The organism is Flavobacterium sp. GW821-FHT12A05 (assembly GCF_058807735.1).
The window spans coordinates 273,814-298,070 of sequence record NZ_JBXAQY010000004.1 but is presented as its reverse complement, the minus strand read 5'-3'; the positions used below and the strand labels follow the sequence as shown (position 1 = coordinate 298,070).

General features: G+C 34.8%; 26 protein-coding genes. 11 read left to right on the top strand and 15 right to left on the bottom strand.

Annotated features, from left to right (window positions below; translation table 11 throughout):
- The first annotated feature begins 77 nt into the window (after nucleotides 1–77).
- Nucleotides 78–956, top strand: a complete 879-nt coding sequence (locus AC1RRQ_RS11000) for an NmrA family NAD(P)-binding protein (RefSeq protein ID WP_493023068.1) — start codon at nucleotides 78–80, stop codon at nucleotides 954–956.
- A 67-nt stretch (nucleotides 957–1,023) separates the two neighbouring features.
- Here the strand turns inward: AC1RRQ_RS11000 and AC1RRQ_RS10995 are convergent, their stop codons facing one another.
- On the bottom strand, nucleotides 1,024–1,590 hold the full coding sequence (locus tag AC1RRQ_RS10995; protein ID WP_493023067.1) for a TetR/AcrR family transcriptional regulator: 567 nt from the start codon (nucleotides 1,588–1,590) through the stop codon (nucleotides 1,024–1,026).
- 107 nt (nucleotides 1,591–1,697) lie between these two features.
- Here AC1RRQ_RS10995 and AC1RRQ_RS10990 point away from each other — a divergent pair, with 107 nt between their 5' ends.
- From AC1RRQ_RS10990 to AC1RRQ_RS10950, 9 genes are all read left to right on the top strand, one after another.
- Complete coding sequence (locus AC1RRQ_RS10990; RefSeq protein ID WP_493023066.1) at nucleotides 1,698–2,702, top strand: saccharopine dehydrogenase family protein; 1,005 nt, start codon at nucleotides 1,698–1,700, stop codon at nucleotides 2,700–2,702.
- A 29-nt stretch (nucleotides 2,703–2,731) separates the two neighbouring features.
- Nucleotides 2,732–3,172, top strand: a complete 441-nt coding sequence (locus tag AC1RRQ_RS10985; protein ID WP_493023065.1) for a nuclear transport factor 2 family protein — start codon at nucleotides 2,732–2,734, stop codon at nucleotides 3,170–3,172.
- Between the two features lie 430 nt (nucleotides 3,173–3,602).
- Nucleotides 3,603–3,836 (top strand): sulfatase-like hydrolase/transferase, encoded by a 234-nt coding sequence (locus tag AC1RRQ_RS10980; RefSeq protein ID WP_493023064.1) that lies wholly within the window; start codon nucleotides 3,603–3,605, stop codon nucleotides 3,834–3,836.
- 691 nt (nucleotides 3,837–4,527) lie between these two features.
- Nucleotides 4,528–5,106 (top strand): Crp/Fnr family transcriptional regulator, encoded by a 579-nt coding sequence (locus tag AC1RRQ_RS10975; protein WP_493023063.1) that lies wholly within the window; start codon nucleotides 4,528–4,530, stop codon nucleotides 5,104–5,106.
- Nucleotides 5,107–5,267: 161 nt separating this feature from the next.
- Nucleotides 5,268–6,125 carry an SDR family oxidoreductase gene (locus AC1RRQ_RS10970; protein WP_493023062.1) on the top strand — a complete coding sequence of 286 codons (858 nt, stop codon included), beginning with the start codon at nucleotides 5,268–5,270 and terminating at the stop codon, nucleotides 6,123–6,125.
- 31 nt (nucleotides 6,126–6,156) lie between these two features.
- Nucleotides 6,157–7,176, top strand: a complete 1,020-nt coding sequence (locus AC1RRQ_RS10965; RefSeq protein ID WP_493023061.1) for a VOC family protein — start codon at nucleotides 6,157–6,159, stop codon at nucleotides 7,174–7,176.
- 105 nt (nucleotides 7,177–7,281) lie between these two features.
- A complete protein-coding gene (locus AC1RRQ_RS10960) occupies nucleotides 7,282–7,725 on the top strand; it encodes a nuclear transport factor 2 family protein (RefSeq protein WP_493023060.1) in 444 nt (147 codons plus the stop codon).
- 19 nt (nucleotides 7,726–7,744) lie between these two features.
- The gene (locus AC1RRQ_RS10955) at nucleotides 7,745–8,377 is read left to right on the top strand and encodes a nitroreductase family protein (RefSeq protein WP_493023059.1); all 633 of its coding nucleotides are present in this window, start codon (nucleotides 7,745–7,747) and stop codon (nucleotides 8,375–8,377) included.
- A gap of 39 nt (nucleotides 8,378–8,416) precedes the next feature.
- On the top strand, nucleotides 8,417–8,794 hold the full coding sequence (locus tag AC1RRQ_RS10950) for a putative quinol monooxygenase (RefSeq protein WP_493023058.1): 378 nt from the start codon (nucleotides 8,417–8,419) through the stop codon (nucleotides 8,792–8,794).
- A 524-nt stretch (nucleotides 8,795–9,318) separates the two neighbouring features.
- Here the strand turns inward: AC1RRQ_RS10950 and AC1RRQ_RS10945 are convergent.
- The 14 genes from AC1RRQ_RS10945 to AC1RRQ_RS10880 all read right to left on the bottom strand — a co-directional run bounded on the left by AC1RRQ_RS10945 (nucleotide 9,319) and on the right by AC1RRQ_RS10880 (nucleotide 23,236).
- A complete protein-coding gene (locus tag AC1RRQ_RS10945) occupies nucleotides 9,319–10,137 on the bottom strand; it encodes an alpha/beta fold hydrolase (protein WP_493023057.1) in 819 nt (272 codons plus the stop codon).
- 234 nt (nucleotides 10,138–10,371) lie between these two features.
- Nucleotides 10,372–12,738 (bottom strand): FdhF/YdeP family oxidoreductase, encoded by a 2,367-nt coding sequence (locus AC1RRQ_RS10940; RefSeq protein ID WP_493023056.1) that lies wholly within the window; start codon nucleotides 12,736–12,738, stop codon nucleotides 10,372–10,374.
- Between the two features lie 18 nt (nucleotides 12,739–12,756).
- Nucleotides 12,757–13,629 (bottom strand): formate dehydrogenase accessory sulfurtransferase FdhD, encoded by an 873-nt coding sequence (gene fdhD / locus AC1RRQ_RS10935; protein WP_493023055.1) that lies wholly within the window; start codon nucleotides 13,627–13,629, stop codon nucleotides 12,757–12,759.
- Nucleotides 13,630–13,744: 115 nt separating this feature from the next.
- On the bottom strand, nucleotides 13,745–14,260 hold the full coding sequence (locus AC1RRQ_RS10930; RefSeq protein ID WP_493023054.1) for a DsbA family protein: 516 nt from the start codon (nucleotides 14,258–14,260) through the stop codon (nucleotides 13,745–13,747).
- 12 nt (nucleotides 14,261–14,272) lie between these two features.
- Nucleotides 14,273–14,725, bottom strand: a complete 453-nt coding sequence (locus AC1RRQ_RS10925) for a redoxin domain-containing protein (protein WP_493023053.1) — start codon at nucleotides 14,723–14,725, stop codon at nucleotides 14,273–14,275.
- A complete protein-coding gene (locus tag AC1RRQ_RS10920) occupies nucleotides 14,709–15,428 on the bottom strand; it encodes a YoaK family protein (RefSeq protein WP_493023052.1) in 720 nt (239 codons plus the stop codon). Before AC1RRQ_RS10920 ends, AC1RRQ_RS10925 begins: the two co-directional genes overlap by 17 nt.
- Before the next feature lie 11 nt (nucleotides 15,429–15,439).
- On the bottom strand, nucleotides 15,440–16,480 hold the full coding sequence (locus AC1RRQ_RS10915; RefSeq protein WP_493023051.1) for a cupin domain-containing protein: 1,041 nt from the start codon (nucleotides 16,478–16,480) through the stop codon (nucleotides 15,440–15,442).
- A gap of 245 nt (nucleotides 16,481–16,725) precedes the next feature.
- Nucleotides 16,726–17,277, bottom strand: a complete 552-nt coding sequence (locus tag AC1RRQ_RS10910) for an antibiotic biosynthesis monooxygenase (RefSeq protein ID WP_493023050.1) — start codon at nucleotides 17,275–17,277, stop codon at nucleotides 16,726–16,728.
- A gap of 45 nt (nucleotides 17,278–17,322) precedes the next feature.
- A complete protein-coding gene (locus AC1RRQ_RS10905; protein WP_493023049.1) occupies nucleotides 17,323–18,291 on the bottom strand; it encodes an NAD(P)H-quinone oxidoreductase in 969 nt (322 codons plus the stop codon).
- Nucleotides 18,292–18,302: 11 nt separating this feature from the next.
- Nucleotides 18,303–18,722: a lipocalin-like domain-containing protein gene (locus AC1RRQ_RS10900; RefSeq protein ID WP_493023048.1), complete on the bottom strand. Its 420-nt coding sequence runs from the start codon at nucleotides 18,720–18,722 to the stop codon at nucleotides 18,303–18,305.
- A 62-nt stretch (nucleotides 18,723–18,784) separates the two neighbouring features.
- On the bottom strand, nucleotides 18,785–19,342 hold the full coding sequence (locus AC1RRQ_RS10895) for a hypothetical protein (protein WP_111289319.1): 558 nt from the start codon (nucleotides 19,340–19,342) through the stop codon (nucleotides 18,785–18,787).
- A 386-nt stretch (nucleotides 19,343–19,728) separates the two neighbouring features.
- Complete coding sequence (locus AC1RRQ_RS10890) at nucleotides 19,729–21,936, bottom strand: ATP-binding protein (RefSeq protein ID WP_493023047.1); 2,208 nt, start codon at nucleotides 21,934–21,936, stop codon at nucleotides 19,729–19,731.
- Nucleotides 21,937–22,020: 84 nt separating this feature from the next.
- A complete protein-coding gene (locus AC1RRQ_RS10885) occupies nucleotides 22,021–22,716 on the bottom strand; it encodes a LytR/AlgR family response regulator transcription factor (RefSeq protein ID WP_493023046.1) in 696 nt (231 codons plus the stop codon).
- A 46-nt stretch (nucleotides 22,717–22,762) separates the two neighbouring features.
- Entirely contained in the window at nucleotides 22,763–23,236 is a 474-nt protein-coding gene (locus tag AC1RRQ_RS10880; RefSeq protein ID WP_493023045.1) for a Dps family protein, read from the bottom strand.
- Nucleotides 23,237–23,529: 293 nt separating this feature from the next.
- Here AC1RRQ_RS10880 and rpiA point away from each other — a divergent pair, with 293 nt between their 5' ends.
- Entirely contained in the window at nucleotides 23,530–24,201 is a 672-nt protein-coding gene (rpiA, locus tag AC1RRQ_RS10875; RefSeq protein WP_035644100.1) for a ribose-5-phosphate isomerase RpiA, read from the top strand.
- Nucleotides 24,202–24,257 lie beyond the last annotated feature (56 nt).

Genomic DNA, 24,257 nt, shown 5'->3' with positions numbered 1-24,257 from the left:
AATGTGAACATAGGACAACGTTTACAAAATATACTCTTATCATCTTTGCACTTCAACAAACACAGAAAAGTTCAATTATGATTTTAGTAACAACACCAACAGGAAATACAGGTTCAATAGTTCTTCAACAATTAGTAGAGCAGGGGCAAAAGGTTAAAATTTTTTTAAGAGATCCTCAAAAAATACCAGCTGATATTTTAGAAAAAGTAGAAGTTGCAACAGGTTCTCTGCTCAACGAATATGAATTTACAGAGGCACTACGTGGCTGCGATACTCTTTATTTTTGTGTGCCTCAAAGCAATACCCAGGAAGATGTAAATGGCTATTATGAAGATTTTGCAAAAGTGGCTTCAAAATCAATTAAAAATGCGGGTACAAAAAGAGTCGTTTATTTATCCAGCGGCGGTAAAGAAAGCAATTTGCAGGCAGGTCTTGTCACAGCTCTACACAAGGGGGAAGATATAATCAGCCAATGCGGAGCATCAGTAAGGGCATTGCGCTGTCCGGTATTTTTTGAAACCCTTTTGTATCAAATGACATCTCTAAAAGAACAGGGAGTATTTTCTTTGCCAATGAACGGAAATTATAAATCGCCGCAAATCGCCGTAAAAGATATCGCATCAAAAGCTGTAGAATTTTTGACGGATAACACCTGGACTGGCGTTGAAGGATTTACAGTTCTTGGTCCGGAAGATATAAGCTATAATGAGATTGCAAGACAAATGAGTATATTAACAGGAAAGCCTATTTACTTTATGGAGATTTCAAAAGAGAATTATATAAAAACGCTGTTGGAAGAACATCACACAAGCGAAGCATTTGCAATCTCTTTAACAGAAATGTTGACGGCAATTGGTAATGGTTTATATGACTTAGAGCCAAGAACAGAGACTGCTTCAAGAACTACAACCATTAGAGAGTGGATGATTGAAAATTTAGTTCCTAAAATAAATTAAAACATGAATGCAATTATCATGGAAATTCGGAAACATACTGATTGAGCAAAGTTTAAAGAGGTAGTATTTACTTTTCCACAATTGTGATCAGTTTTACCATCATCTCGATTACTTTTTCCTTAGTCAGAGGAATGACATTATTAACAATGGTGTATCCTTCTACAAAAGGAATAAGAAAACTTACGATTTCTTCAGGCTTACTGCAAAAAACAGAAACCAGATCGATCATCCATAAACAATAGGTTTTATAGTAGGTTTCCACAGCGTTTTGTAATTCCTTATTTCTGGATGCTAAAGTCCATATTTCCTGAAACATCAAAGTTTGATGACTGGATCTTCCGTCAATCAATAACATACTCAAAACCTTTTCCAGAAAAACATTTTTATCAGGTGTGCTGTCAGCTACCAAAAGTTTAACAGCTTGAGTCAGTTCTTTCTTGCAGCTTTCAAAGTAAAATTCCACTGTAGCAATCAAGAGAAGATCTTTATCTTTATAATAGTATTGGAGATTACTTAAAGACAAATTCGCATTTTTCGCTATTTTTCTCATAGAGAGATTTTCTGCACCTTCCTTTATTAGTACCTCTATTGTTGTCGATAAGATCTGATTTAATCGCTCTTCTTTTTTGTCCATGCTGTAAAATTAAATAAAAAATATTAAAAACATTTTTTATTTAGGTCGCTTGACCTATATTTGCATTAGGTCAAGTGACCTAAATTTAATCTATAAAATATTATAATATGGTATTAAAAGAAAAAAGAATTTTAATTGTTGGCGGTTACGGGCAGGTAGGAACCAACATAGCACGTTTGATAAGAAAAGCAGACAGTGCTATCAAACTTATTCTTGCTGGTAGAAATCCCCAAAAAGGAGAGTTGCTGGCTAAAGAATTAACCCACGCTGAAACAGCCTATATCGATTTGGAAGAAGGTTTCAATTTAGCTCAATTTCGAGAAATTGACCTTATCATATCAGCTTTGGATGACCATAGCAATATTTTAAGGGAAACGGCTATTTTAAATGGTATTGCCTGTATTACGGTAAGCGAATTGGCTGATCAGATTGCTGCTACAGCATTTCTCGGCCTTCATAAAACAATTTCTGCTCCTATAGTTTTCGCAGGGCATTGGCAGGCTGGACTCTTGACATTAGTTGTAAAGCAGATGGCTTCCGGATTCAGCAGCATCACGCATATAGAAACTGCCGGACTATACGATGAAAAAGATCCGGTAGGACCATTGGTTGCAGAAGAAGTTAGTGGTTTTGTAGGTAAGGCACTGATCCGTCAGGATGGAAATTGGCAGTATGTGGATTCAAAAAATAATGCAAGACCGATTAACCTGTATGGTGGATCATCGGCTATTGGCCATCCAATGAGTACCCTTGACGTTCCGAGTATCGCCGCTTTTACGAATGCCAGCAATATTCGGTTTGATTTCATTATTGGGGAATCAATAGGCAGCAGTAATGGTTTGACAGCATCACACGATTTGTATATTGAGATAGAAGGGATCTCATCATCTGGAGAACCGAAGAAAGTTAGAACCATTGTGTCCGGTCCTAAAGGTAATTCTCACCTAACTGCGGTAGGTGTCTATTTGATCACAGAGAGGGTTCTCGGTCTTAAAGGACAAACTGCGCAGAAAACAGGAGGTCTTTACCTTCCTGAAACCATAGTCTCATCGGACAATATTATAAGCCGTTTGGCAGAATTTGGAATTCAAACTATTGAAGAGAATATCTAATGTTCCTTAACGTTTTACTACAATTTAAAATGAAAAAATCATTAATCATTATCGCACTATTTATTGTCACATCTAATCTTAGTGCCCAAACAAAAAATAATCATTTAAAAGAACAGACAAAAATGACAAATACAACAATCTTACACAAAGCCAATGAATTTGTGAAAAATGGCGATTACGAAAGTTTTTTAGCTTACTGTACCCCAAACACCAAATGGGTTTTCGTTGGTGAGCGTATTCTTAATGGAAAAGAAGAAGTCCGTGCTTATATGAAAGAGTTTTACTTGGAGCCACCGGTGTTCAGTGTGGAAAAGGCAATCGAAGAAGACAATTTTGTTATGGTGACGGGGGAAATCCGATTAAAAAATAAGGCCGGAAAATATGAACATTTTGATTATTGTGATATCTGGCGATTCGAAGATGGGAAGATAGCAGAGCTCAAAGCATTTGTTATCGAGAAAAAGCCTTGATTAGAAGATACTTTGGATAAAAACCCTGATCAATTTAAAAAACAAAAATGGCGTCAATTGTCTTCAATTGGCGCCATTTGGCTTTGTTGTGACCTCAACGGGACAAATTTCTATAACTTTTATGGAAGATTTAAAAAGATTGGCTTACCATGTGTAATGTCTGTCTTTCATTGGCTTTATGAATTCGGTTTTGATGTCTTGTTGGGGATTAATATAATAGAAAGATAATCTACGAACAGCTTTTTGTTTAGAAAAGAATAAATTGTAGGATTTTTTAATTAATTTTATTTAATAAACTGTCGGTTAGTTAATTAAGTAAAAGAGAAATTGTATGAAAATAAAATCACCATATTATAGCCTAATTTATCTAAGTGCTCTTCTGATAATTTCAAACTTTTTACATGCCCAGAAGACTAAACATCCCAATATTTTGGTAATATGGGGCGATGATATAGGTTGGGAAAATGTAAGTGCTTATGGAATGGGGGTTATGGGATATACTACTCCAAATATTGACCGCATAGGATATGAGGGTATTAGGTTTACAGATCATTATGCGCAACCATCTTGTACAGCTGGAAGAGCGGCATTTATAACTGGCCAGTATCCAATTCGTTCTGGAATGGTGACGGTTGGTGTTCCGGGAGATAATAAATATAATTGATCCGACTTAATTAATTGTTAAGAATATAAATAAAGGCGCCAATTGAAGATAATGGCGCCTTTTGGCTTTGTGACCCCTACGGGACAAATTTCAACATTTTTTTTGGATGATTTGAAGAAATTGGCTTATTATATGTAGTTGTCTGTCTTCCAGTGGCTTTATGAATTTGGTTTAGATGTCCTGTTGGGGATTGATGTAAAAAATATAAAAACTCAATTTTTTTATTGCATTAAAGTAATATATAATTATATAAATATTATAGAGAATTTGAAAAGGATGTTTTAAGTTAAGGTGAATTGTCTTTATTTGGCTCTCTGAATTACTGTCTGGGATTTTAAAATAAGTCTATTTGATTTTCGAAACTTTTTTAGCTAAATGATAATTTAAGTTTTCCTTTAATTTTGCAGTAAAAATTTCATAATTGAAGGTTAAAATTTATTTAACATTCGCCTTAGTTTTTTGTGTGAAAAAAGTATCAAGTCCAGTTTCAAAATTAGAGGTTTGCACTAATGAGTAGATTACATTTTTTATAAAAACCGCGTTAGATTTTGTAGCTGAATTGGAGCATGCTCCAAAATATTATGTTATGAGATTTGCCAAGGATTTTGAATAAACTTTATTATTAAGGTTGCTGTTATGCATAATTTGAAAAATTTGTACATCAGTAACTATTTGCATAATTTTACATACTATGTATGAAATATTCCAAAAATATCTTGATGAAAAAGTAGTGCTGAGTCTTGAAGAGTCTAGTTATATACAATCCTTTGCTATTATTAAAAAACTTCGTAAAAGGCAATACCTGCTTCAGGAAGGAGATATATGGAAGTATGATGCTTTTATTACGCAAGGCTGTGTAAGAACCTATACTGTAGATGAAAAAGGGAGCGAACATGTAAACAGTTTCAGCATTGAAAACTGGTGGACAGGAGATCGTGAGAGTTTATTGATGCAGCAACCGTCGCGTTTTAATATTGATGCTATAGAAGATACAGAGCTTGTACTTTTTACTCATGAAAATTTTGAATTGCTGTGCAGAGAAATTCCTGCTTTTAATAATATGGTGAATGCGATTTTACAAAGAAGTTTTATAGCGGCTCAAAACAGAATTCAAGCTTCACTGACTTTAACAGCTGAAGAAAAATACCTAAACTTTATCAATAAATATCCGGGATTTGCTTTGAGAATTCCTCAGACTATGATTGCTTCCTATTTAGGTATGACACCAGAAACACTCAGTCGTATTCGGAAACAGACGGCAAAAAAATAACAACATCAGGAGCTTTAAGAGCTCCTTTTTTTATGCCTATTCCAAACTCTTGATCTAGATCAAGTTTTTACTTATTTCTAATCAATTTGCAGGTCTTGCATTAGACGCAACTTTGTAATGTTCAAAAGAAACAAACATTATAAACTTATAAATTAGAAATCATGTCAAAAACAATTTTTATTACAGGAACAAGTACAGGTTTTGGAAAATTAACAGCAATAACATTAGCAAGTGCTGGGCATTCAGTGATTGCTGGGATGCGCAATACAAATGATAAAAATGCCGCAGTTGCAAAAGAACTCAAAGCAATAGAAAACATTGAAGTGGTAGATATTGATGTTACAGAAGATGTATCAGTTAGCAAAGCAATCGAAAAAGTACTCACTAAATATGGCAAAATTGATGTGCTGATCAATAACGCAGCGGTAAGTGGTTTTGGTCTACTGGAGGGTTATTCAATTGATCAAGTTCGAAGAATGATGGATGTCAATGTTTACAGCGTCCTTCGTATGTATCAAGCTGTTCTTCCTTCTATGAGAAAAGAAAAAAATGGTCTTGTTATCAATATAACCACTGGCGCAAGCGGACATACACTTCCTTTTATGATTCCGTACATCGCTTCTAAACTTGTTGTGGAAAGTTTTACAGAAGGATTGCAGGATGAACTTGCATCTTACGGAATTGAAAACGTAAGTATCCAGCCTGGAGTGTATCCGACAGAAATGAATAACGGCTCTAAAGCCGGTATTCATGCCGATAAACCAGAAATTATTGAAGAATACGGAGACGAAGCAACCGATAAATTCAACGCTTTAGGAACAGCATTATTTGGAAAAATGGCTCAGTTTGATATGAATCCGCAGACCATTGCTGATGGTATTCTTGAACTTGTAAACATGAAAAAAGGGGAGAGACCACTTCGTTTTCCGCTTGATGCCATTGCACAGGGAACTGATAAAGAATTCATTGAAGCTCGTGCTGCTATAAAAACAAAATGGTTAGCTGCTTATACAAATTAATTTTCTTTTAAATATAAACATAGATATAATCATGAAAACAAGTAATATAAAATCAAATAAAAAAATACAAACTTCAGCGGCAGCAATGCTTAATTTATTAATACTTTTTTCTGTTTCGGAAAAAACCGAAGCTCAAAATAATGCAGGAATAGTTGGAGTAGATCACGTCGGAATTAATGTTCCGAATCTTAATAAAGCCGTGACATTTTTTAATAATGTTCTTGGTTTTACGCCAGTAACTCAACTTGGGCCAATTCCGCTTGATACTGCTTGGAAAGAATTAAATCATATCAATCGTCAAACGGGAGCAGTTACCATAAAAATGATAAATGCAGGAACAGGAGCCAGTATTGAAGTATTTGAATATGCAGATAATAAAGGAAGCAAAACCCAACCAAATACAGATGATATTGGAGCATCGCATATTGCCTTTTATGTGAATGATATTAAGGCATCTGTAGAATATTTAAAAAGTAAAGGCGTAAAAATAATTGGAGAACCCTTCACTACGCCTTCAGGAGAGACAGCTGGCGAGTCGTGGGTTTATTTTGAAACGCCTTGGGGGTCTAAAATGGAACTGGTTTCTTATCCGAATGGAAAAGGATATGAAAAAAATAAACCTAGTACAATTCTTTGGTCGCCAAAAAATACAGCTGAAAATCAAACTAATAAACTAAATACGAAAGTAATATCTGAATCTGAAATCAAAGCTTTAGTAGAATCACATCTTTCAATTTGGAATGAACATGATGTTAAAAAACGTGGAGCCTTGATGAAAAAAGTCTATGCTGATAATATCCAGATGGTTGATAGTCATTTTATTGCCAATGGACACCAAGAAATCAACGGATTTATTGATGATCTTCAGAAAAAAAGTTTGAATTCAAGATTTTCACCTGTTAAAGCAATTGATGTCAATCATAATACCGCTAGACTTTATTGGCAACACGGCACTCCCCAAAAACCTGATGCTGTTACTGGAATGGATCTTTTCGTTTTTGAGAACGGAAAGGCTGTCAAACTATATGTTTTTGTTGATAGCAAGAAATAAGACAAAATCCGTCAAATTATCGGTTAGCCTTAATGTTTTGTTCTCAGAACTTTTAAAGAATAACCACAATTTTATTCAAATAATTAATATTAAAAAAGAACAATTATGAAAGCTTCAGTAGTGAATTCAAACTCGGAAAATGAACAATTAATCCGAAAACTTTACAGTGTGGCAGAAAGCCAGGATGCCAAAGCATTTGTTGAACTATTTACAGCCGACGGCTATTTCTGGGATGTTTCTTCCGGAACTAAGTATTATGGCGAAGATATTGGAAAAACAGTAGATGTTTATGCCACAGCTTTTCCCGATATGCACAGAGAATTATACGAACTATATGTTCTGGATGATGAAAATACTGTTATAGTAGAATTATCGTTAAACGGAACTCATAAAGGACCTCTTCCGTTTTCATCAGGAAGAATCGAGCCTACTGGAAAAAAAATAGAAGTGCCATGTTGTGACGTTTTTAAAATTGAAAATGGCAAAGTAAAATCGTTCCATTGTTTCAATGCAGGAACGATACTTTTAGGGCAGTTAGGGATTTTTTGATTTTAAATAATTATAAATAATGAAAAATATAATAGATCTCTTAAACTGGAGGTATGCAACCAAAAGAATGACGGGAGAAAAAGTAGCAGAAGAGCAGATTAATATCATTTTAGAAGCTTCACATCTTGCTCCATCAGGAATTGGATTACAGCCGTATAAAATTATTGTGATAACTGATTCCGAAATTAAAAAGCAGATTTTGTCTATTGCAATGAATCAGGCTCCAGTTGTTGAGTCATCACATCTTTTAGTTTTTGCCGTTTGGAATAAATATACCGAGGAAAGAATAGATGGCGTTTTTGACCATTTGATTTCAGAACGAAAAGCAGAGTCTGATTCTTATGAAAGACAAAGAAATTTTGCCAAACAATTTTTCGGAAACATGAGTATTGAAGAGAATTTTCATCATGCTGCAAAACAAGCCAACATAGCGTTAGGATTGGCAATAGTTGCCGCCGCATCACAAGGGATTGACACAACACCAATGGAAGGTTTTAATGCTTCAGAGCTCGATCAGTTTCTTGATCTGCCTTCTAAAGGCCTTAGAAGTTCGATGCTGTTGGCAGTAGGCTATCGCCACAAGGAAAATGATTGGAATTTAAAGAATAAAAAAGTTCGCAAACCTTTTGAAGATTTTGTGACTTATCTATAATTATTGCAAAAATTATTATCATAATTAAAATAAAATAAAATGGAAAATAGTATTAAAAGTGGTACTTCTAATAGCCACGATAAAACACAAACAACAGGTATCACTGTAAGTGCTTATTACAAAGTTCATCCAGAGGACAGGCAGATATTTATAGATGCTGTTGTTCCTGAAATGATTGCTGCAAACAAATTGGAAGGCTGTATCTACTATGCTTTCTCGCAGGATCTGACAGATGAAAATACGTTCCATCTTTTAGAAGGCTGGAAAGATGAAGAAGCATATGAACGTCATGAAAATTCCGAAACATTTTTGATTGCTTTAACTACAGTAGTGAAAAACGTAAGAATACTGGATCGGGAAGGTGTTCGTTATGATATTTCGAGAATGCATATTGATGATCCAAGAGGAAAAGTTTAATATTTTAAATGAAATCTTAAAAGCTAACTATTATTAATACACTATATAAAAAATGGCGCCAATTGTCTTCAATTGGCGCCATTTGGCTGTAGTGACCTCGACGGGACAAATTTCTACAAAATTTATAGATGATTTGAAGAGTTTGGCTTACTACATGTAGACCCTGTCTTTCAATGACACTAAAAATTTGGTTTGGATGTACTGTTGGGGATTGATTGAAAAATGTAGTATCAAAAAGCAGATAGTTAAATTCTTTTATTAAAAACTTCCTTAAATTTTTGCGTCAAAAAAGATATCCACTCCAAATCTCATATGCTACGAATTTGCCACAAAATTTGATTTACTGCTTTACATATTTGTTATGAGTAAAGTTTTATCTATTTTGTTATTCGATTATGATATCAAATGTTTAAACACGAAAACAATTTAATTTTTAGACAACAGATCATCAAAGAAATCAAAAATTAAAACCTCCAGAATCAAAATGTAGACTGGAGGCTTTTATTTAAAAAATCAGGATATATTTAAGATTTGATAAATTCTAAAATATCGTTATTAATTGTTTCTGCCTCTGTAGTCGGCATACCGTGAGGAAATCCAGGATAAGAAATTAGTTTTCCGTTTTTCAAAAGAGCAGCAGCTTTAGGTGCCTGATTATATGGAACAATCTGATCATCTTCTCCGTGAAGAACCAATACAGGTATGTTTAAACTTTTTAAATCTTCTGTAAAATCTGATTCAGAGAAAGCTTTAATTCCTTCATAATGAGCCAGTACAGAACCCATCATTCCTTGACGCCACCAATTGTGTTTGATACCCTCCTGAACTGTTGTTCCTTCACGGTTCCATCCGTAAAAAGCGATTGGGAAATCATAGAAATATTGTGCTCTGTTGAATCCTGTTCCTTCTCTAATTTCATCAAAAACAGACAATGGGACACCATCAGGATTTGCCTCATTTTTGATCATGATTGGTGTAACAGCACTAATAATAATGGCTTTGGAAACACGTCCTTTTCCATATTTTGCTGCGTAACGAATTACTTCCCCTCCGCCAGTTGAGTGGCCAATATGAATCGCATCTTTTAAGTCTAGTGCTGCGGTCAATTCTGCTACGTCTGCAGCATAGGTTTCCATATTGTTGCCTTCAGAACTTTGACCAGAACGACCGTGTCCGCGTCTGTCGTGAGCAATAACTCTATATCCTTGTTTTAAGAAAAACATCATTTGCGCATCCCAGTCGTCTGCTGATAAAGGCCATCCGTGGTGAAAAACGATAGGTTGTCCTGTTCCCCAATCTTTATAATAAATTTCAGTTCCGTCTTTTACTGTAATTGTGCTCATTTTTTTGGTTTTAAGATTAAATAAAATTAAGAGTATCCTAATTTTGGTATTGTCGTTAAATTCTAAGTTTTTATCATTTTTTATTTGACTTAGATTTCTTTGACAAATTTATAGAGGAAGAGTAGAGCAGTCGATTAACCTAGATTAAGTAATGAATTGTAACAGCGCTATTACTATTTTAATCTAGATAAATGCCTCAAAAGTCTTCGCTAACTTATTTTTATTTGAAAAGAATTACATGTGTTTTATCTTTTCGTAAATGGCAGGATCGTGTTTTTTTACTTTTATTTTTACGTATTTAGAAGCTGGCATATTGCTTTCTTTCACCACATTATTTACAGAAACCAAAACATTGGTTTCAGGAAAATAAGTGACCGTATTTCGCTCTGGAATTTGATAAGATACGATAAGGAATAAAGGCGCAATTCTTTCAATGCCATCATTATAATTAAAGAGATCTACTTTGTCTCCCGCTTTAAATCCTGCTTTATCAATATCATTTTGATTCATGAAAATAACACGGCGTTCATTTTTTATTCCTCTATAACGATCATCCATACCATAAATAGTAGTATTAAACTGGTCATGCGTACGAGTTGTGGCCATCATGTATTCATCTGGTTCCAATTCATTATCCGGAATTTCTGTTAAAGTAAATGCCGCACGATCAGCTGATTCTTTAGCAGTAAATTGACCATGACGAGGAGCATTAGGCAAATAAAAACCGCCTTTTTCGCGAACTCTACTATTGTAATTTTCAAAACCTGGAATGCAATTTTCAATAGCTTCTCTCACATCATTATAACTGTCGTGGTATCGCTTCCAGTCGATAACTGATTTATCTCCAAGAACCGCCATTGCCATTCGGCAGACAATTTGAGTTTCGTTTATCAATTGATTTGAGATAGGTTTAAGCACGCCTTTTGAAGACTGCACCACGCCCATAGAATTTTCTGTACTAATAATCTGCACTTCTCCGTTAACGATATCCATATCACTTCGGGAAAGCGTAGGAAGGATAAGTGATTCTTTTCCATGTACCAAATGGCCTCTGTTGAGTTTTGTTGAGACGCATACCAGCAGTTTCAGTTTTCGAAATGCTTCTGCGGTATAAGTCGTATCTGGTGCAGCCGATAGAAAATTACCGCCCATACAGAACATAAATTTTACTTTCTCTTCATGAATCGCTTTTATCGTTCCAACCACATCATAACCGTGATTTCTCGGCGGACTAAATCCGAAATAATTTTGAAGACGATCTAATTGTTCATTGGTAGGTTTTTCATCAATAAGCATGGTTCTGTTTCCTTGAACATTACTGTGTCCGCGAACGGGACAGACTCCTGCGCCGGGTTTACCAATACTTCCTTTAATCAATAAAATATTGACAATCTCTCGGATCATATCAACACCATTTGGCTGCTGGGTAAGTCCCATTCCCCAGCAAACAATAATTCTTTTTTTGAAAGCCAGTATTTCTGCCGCTTCTATAATTAGATTTTTGGGAACTCCAGATAGAAAGGCAAGATGATCCAAGTCTAAATTTTCAAACTGTTTCTCAAAATTTTCAAAACCAGTTGTTTTGTTTTTAATGAATTCATGATCAAAAACTTCACCTGGGTTTTTCTTTTCCAATTCAATTAGCAAAAGTTCAATAGCTTTTAAAAGTGCCATATCACCATTTATTTTTATCGGAAGAAAAAGATCGGTAAGTTTTCCGCCTGATCCAATTATCCCTTTTATAGCTTGCGGATTATGGAATCCCATTAAGCCAGCTTCGGGTAACGGATTAACGGCAATAATTTTTGCACCATTTTTTTTGCCCTTTTCTAAAGCGCTTAGCATTCTCGGAGCATTAGTTCCCGGATTCTGTCCAATTATCACAATCACATCGGTGTCATAAAAATCTTCTAAAGTAACCGTTCCTTTTCCAATTCCGATTGTAGTTTTCAAAGCTGTTCCAGAAGTTTCGTGGCACATATTGGAACAATCTGGCATATTGTTGGTTCCAAATTCTTTTGCAAAAAGCTGATAAAGAAAGGAAGCTTCATTACTGGTTCTTCCGGAAGTATAAAAAGCCGCTTCATTTGGAGATTCAAGTGCATTTAAATGTGAAGCAATTTTTGTAAAAGCTTCATTCCAACTTATGGGTTGATAATGTGTGCCGCCAGCAGGTAAATACATCGGCTCGGTCAATCTTCCCATTTTTCCAATTTGATAATCGTCTAATTTTGAAAGACTGTAAACAGAGTTTTCTTTAAAGAAAGCAGCATCAACTTTTTTGGTTGTAGCTTCTTCAGCTAAGGCTTTTGCTCCGTTTTCACAATATTCGCCCAAAGGAGATCGATCGTCATCAGGATCCGGCCATGCGCAGCTGGAACAGTCAAAACCGCCCATTTGATTCATTTTAAATAAAGCTTTTCCGCCTCTTAGAATCGTTTTATCTTCTATAAGATCGCTTACCGCAGCCATAACCGCAGGAACGCCGGCAGCCCATTTTTCTACTTTTGTTAGTTTAAGTTTCGAAAGCTGGTACGGATTTTCTGCTTCAGGTAATTTATGAGTTAAATCATCTGTTTTTTGTTGTGGATCTTTCTTCATTGTATTGTGGTTTAATGGCTATTGTATGACGATTACGGTTTGTTCCGATGAGTTGTATATATTCAATCGATTTTCTTTTAGAAATCCTAAAAGTGTAATATTAAACTCTGCCGCAAGTTCTACGGCCAAACTGGATGGAGCGCCAATAGAAGCAATAATAGAAATTCCCGCCATTGCTGCTTTTTGGATTAGCTCAAAACTTGCTCTTCCGCTTAGAAGCAAAATATGTTCATTTAGTGGCAGTGATTGATCAGCAAGAGATCTTCCAATTAATTTATCTAATGCATTATGCCTTCCAACATCTTCAGTTAAAAGAATCAAATCGCCCTGAATATTAAACAGCCCTGAGGCATGAAGACCGCCAGTGGATTCAAAATCGCTTTGAGCAATTCTTAATTTTTCGGGTAATTGATAAAAAACAGATGCATGAATCTGGATTTGAGGTCTTATTAAATTTCCAAATGGGCTTACCGTTTTTATAGATTGAATCGAACTTTTTCCGCATACGCCGCAACTTGAAGTCGTATAGAAATTTCGATCTGTCTGCATCAAATTTGGAGTAAAACCTTCTTTAAGATCAACCTGAACAATGTTTTGTTTTTGTGATAAGCAATTCATTTTTAATGAAAAAGCATCTTGAATATCTTCAAAAGAAGCAATAATTCCTTCTGTAAACAGAAAACCAATCGCCAAATCAATATCATTGCCCGGAGTTCGCATGGTAACCGAAATGTTCTTTTGGATTCTCTCTGAATTAGAACCGTAAGAAAGCCTGATTTCAAGAGGTTCTTCAACAGAAAGTGTATCTAAAAACGATGAGGTTCCGTTATTTTCTATTCTTTGGACACTTACGTGTTTGATGGAAACTAATTCCGTATAATTTATTTCCATGATGTTGTAATTGCAGTTGTTACGTAAATTTAATTAAAAATTGGTTCAAAAAATATACTTTCATTCATTAATTGAGAGCATACTATTCGATTTTTATATTTAATTTTCGAACTATTTATTTCACGATTTCACTCATCAGTTGCAAGAGATCTTCTGCGCCTGCGTTAAATTTTCTACCATTGACAAAAAAAGAAGGTGTGCCATTTACACCGCTTAAAATGCCATTTTCAAAATCAGAATCTACTTTTGCGGCAAGTTCAGATTTTTTAATATCGACATTGAATTGATGTGGATCTAGCTCCAATTTCTCTACTAATTCTAATAAAAAAGGTTCACTTAGAATTCTCTGATTTTCGTAGATAGCGTCATGCATTTCCCAGAACTTTCCCTGCAAAGCTGCGGCTTCTGCTACAATTGCTGCAGGACGGGCGTATTGATGCATTTCTGATAACGGAAAATTTCTAAAAACAAATTTTATCTGTTTGCCGTATTTCTGCATCATTTCTTTAAGAATAGGATAAGCTGAACCGCAATAGGGACATTGATAATCTCCGTATTCTACGATTACTATACTAGCATCTTTTTTTCCTTGTATATGATCAGTTTTACTGACCGCTGGTTTTAGTGACATAATTAATTAGTTTTATAGTTTTTCTAAAGCTTCCAAAATACCATCTGCTCCTGGGTTTATAGCCATTGGCGAGAGATAACTCCATTGTATAATTCCTTCTTTGTCAATTACAAAAAGGGCACGATTGCATTCGCCTTCTTTCTCATTGTATACGCCATATTTTTTTGAAGTGTCTCCTTTTGGTTCGAAATCAGCCAGTAAAGGAAAATGCAGATTTCTAGATTGAGAAAAGGCCATGTGACACCATTTACTATCTACAGAAATACCGAAAATTGCAGCATCATATTTCTTGAAGTACTTCAGCATTTCGTTGTAAAGTGCCATTTGATCGCTGCAAACCGGACTCCAGTCTGCAGGATAAAAAGCTAATATCACGTTTTTTCCTTTAAATTCTGATAAAGTGATTTTTTGATCTGGTGTTGCAAATAAGGTAAAATCTGGTGCAACGTCATTTTTCTTCAGCATAAGATTTATTTTTAAGGTTAAAGTCAGTAATCGGCAGCAAAAATGCGCAAGCAAGTAGTAATGCAGCAGGCAGAATAAGTGTCCAATTTTTGAATAACGGAAGTATAAGCGGCACAACAGATGCCCCTAACAAAAAGCCAATCCATAATAGTAAAAGCCGAAGAGCATTGAGTTTATAAAACTTCCGACTGTTTTTATTGCGAGAGAGACTTAACATGGCTGTATTTCTAGCCAAACTATTCAACGTTCCAGTAACGAAATCGGTATTTATTTTTTGACTTCCAACAGACGTTACAATAGTGTTCATAACACCAGTTGAAAATAGAATGATAGGTATCGACAATCCGTTGTTTATAGTATAATAATTGGATGCCATTGTATAGCCAATCAATATTACTGAAACAATATAAAATGGCAGTGTCTGAATTTTGGATTCTCTCCACAACGAAATGCAGGTTCCAGCATATATTCCGAAGACAAAACAGCCAATTACCGTTAAAGACGAAAGAAGTACATTGAGTTTGCCGCTGGATAATGCGATTCCCAATTGTGTGCTGTTTCCGCTTATAAAAGAGACATATACTTTCCATTTTAGGAAACCAGCAGCATCAAGAAAGCCTGCAATAAAGGCTAAAAATATGGCAAGTTTCTCCTGCGATCTAGCTTGTTCAGACGAATCTATGAACTGTGTTTTGGCATCCACAATATTTGTGATTAAGGTTGAATAAACAGTTTGCTTTTAGGAAATTTTTCTATTTCGCCTTCTTCCAAACCAAAATTGGTTACCACCACATCTTTTGGATTTCCTGCAAGCCATTCGCTTAAATCAATAGATTGATAAGTGCCACTGTTAAACCCAATTAAGATTTTGCAAACTGTATTTCCAGTGTTTTTAATATAATGTCCCGCACCCATTGGCACATAACCGACATCTCCAGCGTTGAATTGTTCGGTAACGACTGTACTTTCTGCTAAGAAAACAGACATTTCGGCTTGACCAGAAATATAATACTGCCATTCATCAGCATTGGGATGCCAATGCATTTCTCTTAAAGCGCCTGGCTGTAATTCTATAATAGATCCGGCCATTGTGGTACTGATAGGGAATTCTTTGCTTGTTACCAATCTTTGCAAACCGCCACCGGGAATTATTCTAGGCTGTTGAGAATGCAAGGGATAACGATGTAAATTGGTTAATTCAATATCTGATTCTTCAGGTCGGGAAGCGGCAGTAAACGATAATTCGTCAGGAACAATTCCGGCTGCAAAATAGGCTTCTTTTTGAGGTAATGATGCCACTTCTTCTAAAGTAATTCCCAAATTTTGAGCAACAATTTCTGGTGGCATGCTCGATACAAAATCAGTCACGCTGAAAGTATGATCTTCGGAAAAATTACCATTATCAAAAATTAAAATAAAATGGCATTCTTCTGTTCCTGTTGCTTGAATTGAATGTCCGTATCCTTTTGGAAAATACCAAACATCGCCTGGTTCAAAATTATCAGTGTAGCTTTTACCATTTGGATGAATAATCGTGGTGCGAACCGTTCCTGAAATAACATAAGCCCATTCTGCTGCATTTGCGTGCCAGTGTAATTCTCGCATACTTCCCGGCTGTAGTCGCATTGAAACTCCTGCGATGCCAATAGAAGCTGGAAAATCTTTAACAGAAGCTCCTCTTGTTGTACCGCCGTCATTGGTGCGTGGTTCTTTTTTTTCTAGTTCGTATTTGAAACTTAATAATTCGGTAGTCATAATAATAGCTTTTTGATGATTAATTGTATTGGTTTTTAATTCTATTGTAAAGCTATTGAAGATATATGCTGAGTATAGTTTGAATTCGTTAGATGGGCAAAATCAGTCGTTGAATTTAGTAAGAGAAACTTTAGGAATAATTTGAAGCTTTCTGATTATGGAGGATTTGTTTTTTTAGAGTTTAAAGCAAAAAAAATCACTGCAAACTACAGTGATTTTTGATTTTATAATGAGGGAATTTTTAATTATTTATAAAGCCATTTTTTGATCAGTTTGGTATAATTAGGCATTACAACAAATACCATTAAAAAGACTATAATGCCCGAAATTATTAATCCATCAAAATAATGATTTGACGGTACTTTCAAAAATCTCAAAAAGGGGATTGCCAATAAAGGAATTAAAAGGGACAATGGATAAATAGCAGACCATGTTACAAGAAATTGTTTCCAGCGAACAGGAACTTTGTTTCCTTCGTTTTCTGCATTAAAAAGAAAATCCAAACCTGATTTTATCTGGTAGTTGTCATTTTTTCTGAATAATGGATTTGCTTTTTTAATGAGCATTTTGCGGTCTTCCGATTCCATCCAGTATTTAAGGTTTTCAATAGTGTCAAATCGAATGATAACCGTGTAAACAAACGTTAAATGCGGAATTGGCCGTACGATCTGCAAATCGATAAAACCATTGGAGTGTTTGGTAATGGGAACAATTTCATCCAGCCATTTTTCATATTCCTGTTCTTTTCCATCCAAAATATGGTGCGTAATAACAACAGATGCGCCTTGATTTTCCATATTACTATTTATTTTTGGTTGAGGTTTAAGTTTTATTCGGACTAATTATCGAACTAAAATAATTTTGCCCGTATGACTGCCATTTTCTAATAATCGATGTGCATCAGGAGCTTCGGTGAAAGGAAAGGTTTTGAAAATAATCGGTTTGAATTGTTTTGACTCGATTAATGGCCAAACGTTTTTCTGCACTTCTTTGGCTAGCTGTTTTTTAAAATCATAGTCTCGGCTTCTTAAAGTGCTTCCAGTAATTGTTAAACGTTTCATCATTACTTTCCAAATGTCAAGATCTACATGGCTGCCGCTTACGGCATTAATATGAACTAATCTGCCTTCGGGTTTTAGGATGTTTACATTTTTACTCAGGTAATTACCGCCAATCATATCTAAGATGACATCGACTCCTTCTTCCTGCAAAACGGTTTCAAAATCTTGGGTTTTGTAATTGATGTAAGAAGCAGCGCCAAGATCGAGACATTTTTGACCTTTTTCATCAGATCCTACTGTTACAATTACACGAATGCCTAGAGAATGAGCAATTTGAATTCCTGTAATGCCAATGCCACTGTTACCGCCGTGAATCAAAAGAGTTTCTCCAGATTTTAGGTTTCCTCTCTGAAAAACATTTGACCATACGGTAAAAACCGTTTCAGGCAAACTTGCTGCTTCAGCAAAAGTCAGTCCAGCTGGAATTGGCAGACATTGACCTTCCCGAACGCTTACATATTCTGCATAACCACTGCCAGCGAGAATAGCACAGACTTTATCACCAATTTTTAAATCGGTAACATCTGGTCCGCATTCAACTACAATTCCTGAAACTTCCAAACCAGGAATTTCAGATGAAACTCCAGCTGGTGCAGGATAATTACCTTCACGCTGAAAGATATCAGAGCGGTTTAAACCTGCTGCTTTAACTTCTATTAACACTTTGTCTCCACTTACTTCTGGAGTTGGATATTCCTGCAGTTTCAGTACATCTGGAGCTCCAAATTGAGTTATAACTACTGCTTTCATTTGGTTTGCGATTAATATTTTTTGTTTAATTGTTCTATTCTTTTCCAAGTAAGTTTATGAATGACCAAACGTGAATTGCTTATAAATGGTTTCTCTGTTTCTAAATGAAGCAATCCATCTTTAAAAAGAACTTTTCTGTTTTGTGTCTCATTTCTCCAATTTTCAAAAAGTGAAACAGACATAGTATGGCTGACTATTTGTTTTTCATCATCAGTTTTGAAGGGACCAGAATAGGCGAGATAAGGAGGACTGTCTTTTGTATCAGAATGTTCAAAATCAGTATTCATTATTTGTGCCGACATATAGCCGTCACTGTTATAAATAATAATGCCTTTTGGTTTGGTTCCCATCGGATTTGTAATTTTTCCTTCCCCTAAAGGTACTTCAATCAATTCAACTAATGTCCAAGAGCCGATTAGTATTTCAAACAATTTATTTTTCATAATACTCAAAATAATAAGAGCGCACATTGGTGCGCTCGATTTCTATACTATTAAAAAGGCTGATTGTATTTGCCAGTTAATGCTTTGTTTTCTATGCTTTTAGCAAAATTTGGAGTTTCTTCATGATTGTGTGCATCAGAAGCAGCTTGTCTTGAAGCAGCAGCGCCAGCTAGATCTACTCCGTGTTCTTTTAAGTATTCAAACATTTCTGGTGTTGCAGTTGCATGAATCTCATTGGTGTAAAGGCAAGTATTTTCATCAATTTTAGTTACTTTAAGTTCCCATAAAACCTGGACTTTAGTACGTCCGTTTTTAGTAATAGAATCTGAGATAGACAACATACGGCAATAATCTGGACGATGAACTGTTGCCACATAATGCTGCACCATTAAAGCATCGCCAATTGTTTCTACGTTAATAGACATGGGTTCTCCTTCATAGGTGCTGGTAATTCCCGCACCAATATGCTGAGTAGAACAACGTTGGTATTCTGCATCAGGAAGGTTTAAAAGCCAGTCTGCAATATTTACTTTTTCAATAGGAGCATTAATAACTGCAGTTACTGCTGAATGTGATAATGCGTTTTCTTTGGTTTGGATGATTTCCATGATTTCTTGGTTTTAAATGTTTAACTGAAGTAAATTTACCGCCTTACATTCGTGTAGCATTCCACTATTCATCGAATGGGCAAAAACACTCGTTTAAAGAGCGAAATCAATCGTTTGTTGTTTTGAAGTTTGGAATGAATACAATAAAATTATCACAATCTGAGAAAACATAACCAGTGGTTTCAATCACTGGAACACAAAGAAGATCATGTTTTATTATTAAATCAGAATTATTCTATAACAAATTATCTCAATCTGAGAAAACATAAGCACTGGAACGCAAAGAACAAAAAAAAGACCGCCTTTTACAGACAGTCTTTCTATTGAATAATATATAGTAAGATGGTTTTTTCTTGAATTTAAAACGAGCTATTGTCTTATTTATTTCACAGTGATTCTAAAAAAACTTTAGCCTCTAAGAGTGACGAGTTCAGAATCTTTTCGAGATCATTTAAAATCTGCTGTAAAGTTGCATTTTGTTCTGTAGCCAATTCAAGAATATCGAGTTTTTCTTCTAAAAGTGGCAATAATCCCATTATAGCAGCACTTGATTGTAAGTCATGTGCTCTAAGTTTCACCATCTTAAAATCTTGATTTTGATAAGCCGTGATAAGCTGTTCTAAATGTAGCGGGACATTGTCAATAAACTGTTTGGTCACAGTTTGTTCAAACGCTTTATTACCGCCGCTTACCGATTGCATATACGAAAGATCAATATGTTGAAAAACAGGATCAGATTGTATAATGTTTGTTTCTTCGGAATTTGATTCTTTCAGTCCAAAAGCAGCAATCAGTTTAAAAAGTTCTTCCTCTTTTATAGGTTTTGAAATGTATTCGTTCATTCCACGGCTCAAACATCTTTCTCTTTCGCCAGGCAGGGCATGTGCTGTCATGGCAATTATGGGAATATCCAGTTTTAAGATTTCTCTAATTTGCTGCACAGCCGTATATCCATCCATTTGAGGCATCTGTAAATCCATTAATACAAGATCACAATCTTTTTTGCTTAAATATTCTACTGCTTCGAAACCGTTAGAAGCCATTTCAAAATCAACATTCCATTGAGAAAGCAAATGTTTCATTAAACTTTGATTGATCGCGTTGTCATCTACAACTAAAACTCTCAAAGCGGTATTTGAGATATCTTTAAAGTGGTTAATATTGGCAATAGGTTTAGAATTGAGCTGTTCTTTAGCAATATCATACGGAATATAAAAGCTAAAGGTTGTTCCTTTTCCTTGTTCACTTTTTACTTGAATATCACCGTTTTGCAATAAAATCAGTTTTTTTACTATTGATAATCCCAGACCAGTCCCACCGTAATTTCGAGTGGTAGAGTCTTCACCTTGATTGAATCTTTCAAAGACTTCATTTAGTTTTTCTTTATCAATTCCAATTCCCGTGTCCGTAATTTTAAAGCCTACAATGACCTTGTCTTCATGTTGTAGTTTGTTATAGACCTCAATGCTTACAGATCCCTGATGGGTAAATTTTATGGCATTTCCAATGAGGTTTACCAATATTTGAGTTAATCTCGTGGCATCACCAATTAAAGTATCAGGGATCGAAGTATCGACTTTACTGGAGATGGTTAATTTTTTTTCTTTTACACGTTCTGAAAAAAGCGTTTCAACCGAATCCAATAATCCGTTGATGCTGAATATTCCGGGCGTAATACGCATCATTCCAGCCTCAATTTTAGATAAATCGAGTATGTCATTAATAATGGTCATTAAATTTTCGCCCGAACGCTGAATAGAATTCACAAATTCTGCGGAAGTTTCATCCAAAGGCCTTTTTTGTAATAAATTGGTGAAACCTAAAATACCACTAAGCGGCGTTCTGATTTCATGACTCATATTAGCCAGAAAATTTTCTTTAGTCTGAGCAGCGATCGATGCTTTTTTTTCTGCAATATCCAATTCTTTGATCAGAAAATGTTGTCTTCTAAATTGGCGCATAATATGATATCCTATAACGGCACCACTCAAAACTAGTAAAACTAATAAGGAGATGTCGTAAAGTTTTGCTCTTCGACCCATTTCCAGACTTAGATTTCGCAACTCTACCATGCGCAATTGACGCTTATGGTAAATCTTTGCTGTAATATCGGTAATCTCATTAGAAATTATTCTGGCTCTAGGATTAGCAATCGAGCTATCATCATCCATATTTCCTAAAGAATCAAAACGATGCAGGAGTTTTCCTTTTGTGACCATTTTATCCTGAGCCAAAACTCCGAGTCTTTGTATTAACTTTTCCTCTTCAGGATCGGCATTATCCACAGAAAGGGAATCGAGAAAATTTCTAATCTGCCTGATCTTTTGATCGATTCCTTCTAAATGTGTAGTGTCATTAGTAGCGATCGAAGCTCGAATTCTGCTTTCGACACCCAAAATATCGCGGTCAATTTCTCTTAAATGATTGCTGGAACGCAATTCGTTTAAAAGGGTATTATTATTTCGTATGAGTTCTTTAGTATTTTGAGCCGAATTAATTTGTACAGCAATCAATAATATACTGCATAAAATAAAACTGCTAATTATAAAATAACTAAAGCGTTTGTTACCCATTACGGTAGACGTATTTATCATATAAATAAGTGTAAATGAAATTGTATGATCTTAATTCAATAAGATAGCATTCTAGATTACGCAGCAGAAAAAATAAAATGACATTTAGAAAACATTCATCCTAGTGTTAAGTGCTTTTCTGTAGGCATCTGCAACAGGAATAAATTTTTTGTTAATCATAATACCTCCGTCTTGTAAAGTGTCAATTTTACCAATAGAAACAATATAAGAACGATGTACTCTAATGAAATCATCTTTTGGCAGACGTTCTTCGGCAGTTTTCATTTTGCCGTGAATGGCAAACATTTTTTCTTTGGTGTAAAACTTTACATAATCTCCCATTGCTTCAGCATAAAAAATATCATCTAGTTTTAGTCGTCTGGTAATATTAGAATCTCTAACGAATAAAAATTCTTCTTTACCAAATTGTATATTCTCTTTTCTGCTCTCAATGATAGACTGTGCTTTACTCACTGCCTGTAAAAATCGGGTAGGAGTAACAGGTTTTAGAATATAATCTGCAATATTCAATTCAAATGCCTCAAGCGCGTATTCCTTTTTAGAAGAGGTAAAAATGATGATGATATCTTTCCCTGCGAGATTTTTTGTCAGCTCAATTCCTGTCATCTCAGGCATTTCAATATCCAAAAAAATTAGATCTACCTCATTTGCCTGTAAATGATGGTACGCTTCAATTGCGTTAGAATATTCATTTACAACAGTAAGATTCGGAATTTGTTTTGCCAAATGAGATAAAGTAGTTCTTGCAATATCATTGTCATCAACAATTAACGCTTTCATGGTATTTGGTTTTTGGTTTAGACAAATATACTTATTCCTTGTTATTTTATCTAAAGTAAGAGCGTATCATCCATGCCATTTCTTCATGAATTTCTATTAAACCAGTAATAAAATCGCTTGAACCATAATCTTTGTAATCATCGGCAAAAGGAGTAATGTTGCCACGAATAAATTCAATGATGCTTTCATGGTCTTGCAATAGATCTTTCATAAATCCTAAACCATCGTTTGTTCTTTCACTGTATTCTGTAAGATGCGTCAATTCAAGATAAGATTTTAAGGTTGCGGGTGCGTAGTGGCCAATTTTGCGCATACGTTCAGCAACGCTGTCAATGATTTCATCTAGTTGTTTGTACTGATTTTCAAAGAAGATGTGATTCGCATGAAAATTATCGCCTGTAACATTCCAGTGTGCATTTCTGGTTTTGGTGTAAAGTACAAATTCATCTGCTAACAGTTTTGCTAATTCATTAGAAACAGCGTTTGTGTTTTTTTCTGTAAGGCCAATGGTTGCTTTCATAATTTCAAGTTTTTAAGTTATAAGCAGTAATGCTTTGTTTTATTATGTAAAGGTCTTTAGAAAACTTCCTTGAAAGGTATGATTTTAGGTAAATAGGCAAAATCAATCGTTGAAATGAAGAAGGTGTCCTTTTAAGTAGTTTTTAGGTTAAAAAACTCCAGTATTTTTTAATGACAAATTGGAAACATAAATTAATATTAGTGTATTGGATAAGAACAGAATTTATTAAAAAAATAAATTTGTAATAGAATTTACTACTACTTTTAATTGAAGATTCACAAATTTTATAAACCATGAATTTAGAACAAGAAAAAGAGTTTGCGGCAAAAGAAGCAGTTAAATTACTAACTGATAATATGATTGTGGGATTAGGTACAGGTTCAAGCTCTGTTTATGCAATAAGAGAAATTGCAAAACTTGTCAGCAATGGCCTAAAAATAAAAGCGGTACCAACTTCTAATAAAACTAAAGAACTTGCTGAGGCTTTAAATATTCCTTTGATTGATATTAATTTGATAAATTCAATAGATATTACAATTGATGGAGCAGATGAATTTACCTCTGACTTAATTTTAATCAAAGGCGGTGGGGGTGCATTGCTTAGAGAAAAAATTGTAGCCTCATTAACAAAACAAGAAATTATAATAGCGGATTCATCAAAAGAAGTAAAACAAATAGGAAAATTCAAAGTCCCAATTGAAGTAATTCCATTTGCTTCAAATTATATTTTAAGTCAAATTAAAATATTAAATGGTATTGGAAAAATTAGGATGGAAGGAGATAGACCATTTAAAACAGATCAGGCAAACAATATTATAGATGCTGATTTTGGCATCATTTCTGATCCTGCTTCTTTATCTAAAAAGTTAAATGATATTAATGGAATTGTTGGACATGGAATATTTATCGGTCTGACAAGTAAAGTTATCATGGGAAAAGGAGATTCAACCATAATTTTTGATTAAAGCGGAATTATTCAATTTAATAGTTTTTTATGTGAGCTTCTTTTTTACAAAACCGC

Bases quoted from the DNA above. Each gene is read 5' to 3' on its own strand.
- AC1RRQ_RS11000 (WP_493023068.1), top strand. From the start codon at position 78: ATGATTTTAGTAACAACACCAACAGGAAATACAGGTTCAATAGTTCTT.
- AC1RRQ_RS10995 (WP_493023067.1), bottom strand. From the start codon at position 1,590: ATGGACAAAAAAGAAGAGCGATTAAATCAGATCTTATCGACAACAATA.
- AC1RRQ_RS10990 (WP_493023066.1), top strand. From the start codon at position 1,698: ATGGTATTAAAAGAAAAAAGAATTTTAATTGTTGGCGGTTACGGGCAG.
- AC1RRQ_RS10985 (WP_493023065.1), top strand. From the start codon at position 2,732: ATGAAAAAATCATTAATCATTATCGCACTATTTATTGTCACATCTAAT.
- AC1RRQ_RS10975 (WP_493023063.1), top strand. From the start codon at position 4,528: ATGTATGAAATATTCCAAAAATATCTTGATGAAAAAGTAGTGCTGAGT.
- AC1RRQ_RS10970 (WP_493023062.1), top strand. From the start codon at position 5,268: ATGTCAAAAACAATTTTTATTACAGGAACAAGTACAGGTTTTGGAAAA.
- AC1RRQ_RS10965 (WP_493023061.1), top strand. From the start codon at position 6,157: ATGAAAACAAGTAATATAAAATCAAATAAAAAAATACAAACTTCAGCG.
- AC1RRQ_RS10960 (WP_493023060.1), top strand. From the start codon at position 7,282: ATGAAAGCTTCAGTAGTGAATTCAAACTCGGAAAATGAACAATTAATC.
- AC1RRQ_RS10955 (WP_493023059.1), top strand. From the start codon at position 7,745: ATGAAAAATATAATAGATCTCTTAAACTGGAGGTATGCAACCAAAAGA.
- AC1RRQ_RS10950 (WP_493023058.1), top strand. From the start codon at position 8,417: ATGGAAAATAGTATTAAAAGTGGTACTTCTAATAGCCACGATAAAACA.
- AC1RRQ_RS10945 (WP_493023057.1), bottom strand. From the start codon at position 10,137: ATGAGCACAATTACAGTAAAAGACGGAACTGAAATTTATTATAAAGAT.
- AC1RRQ_RS10940 (WP_493023056.1), bottom strand. From the start codon at position 12,738: ATGAAGAAAGATCCACAACAAAAAACAGATGATTTAACTCATAAATTA.
- fdhD (WP_493023055.1), bottom strand. From the start codon at position 13,629: ATGGAAATAAATTATACGGAATTAGTTTCCATCAAACACGTAAGTGTC.
- AC1RRQ_RS10930 (WP_493023054.1), bottom strand. From the start codon at position 14,260: ATGTCACTAAAACCAGCGGTCAGTAAAACTGATCATATACAAGGAAAA.
- AC1RRQ_RS10925 (WP_493023053.1), bottom strand. From the start codon at position 14,725: ATGCTGAAGAAAAATGACGTTGCACCAGATTTTACCTTATTTGCAACA.
- AC1RRQ_RS10915 (WP_493023051.1), bottom strand. From the start codon at position 16,480: ATGACTACCGAATTATTAAGTTTCAAATACGAACTAGAAAAAAAAGAA.
- AC1RRQ_RS10910 (WP_493023050.1), bottom strand. From the start codon at position 17,277: ATGGAAAATCAAGGCGCATCTGTTGTTATTACGCACCATATTTTGGAT.
- AC1RRQ_RS10905 (WP_493023049.1), bottom strand. From the start codon at position 18,291: ATGAAAGCAGTAGTTATAACTCAATTTGGAGCTCCAGATGTACTGAAA.
- AC1RRQ_RS10895 (WP_111289319.1), bottom strand. From the start codon at position 19,342: ATGGAAATCATCCAAACCAAAGAAAACGCATTATCACATTCAGCAGTA.
- AC1RRQ_RS10890 (WP_493023047.1), bottom strand. From the start codon at position 21,936: ATGATAAATACGTCTACCGTAATGGGTAACAAACGCTTTAGTTATTTT.
- AC1RRQ_RS10885 (WP_493023046.1), bottom strand. From the start codon at position 22,716: ATGAAAGCGTTAATTGTTGATGACAATGATATTGCAAGAACTACTTTA.
- AC1RRQ_RS10880 (WP_493023045.1), bottom strand. From the start codon at position 23,236: ATGAAAGCAACCATTGGCCTTACAGAAAAAAACACAAACGCTGTTTCT.
- rpiA (WP_035644100.1), top strand. From the start codon at position 23,530: ATGAATTTAGAACAAGAAAAAGAGTTTGCGGCAAAAGAAGCAGTTAAA.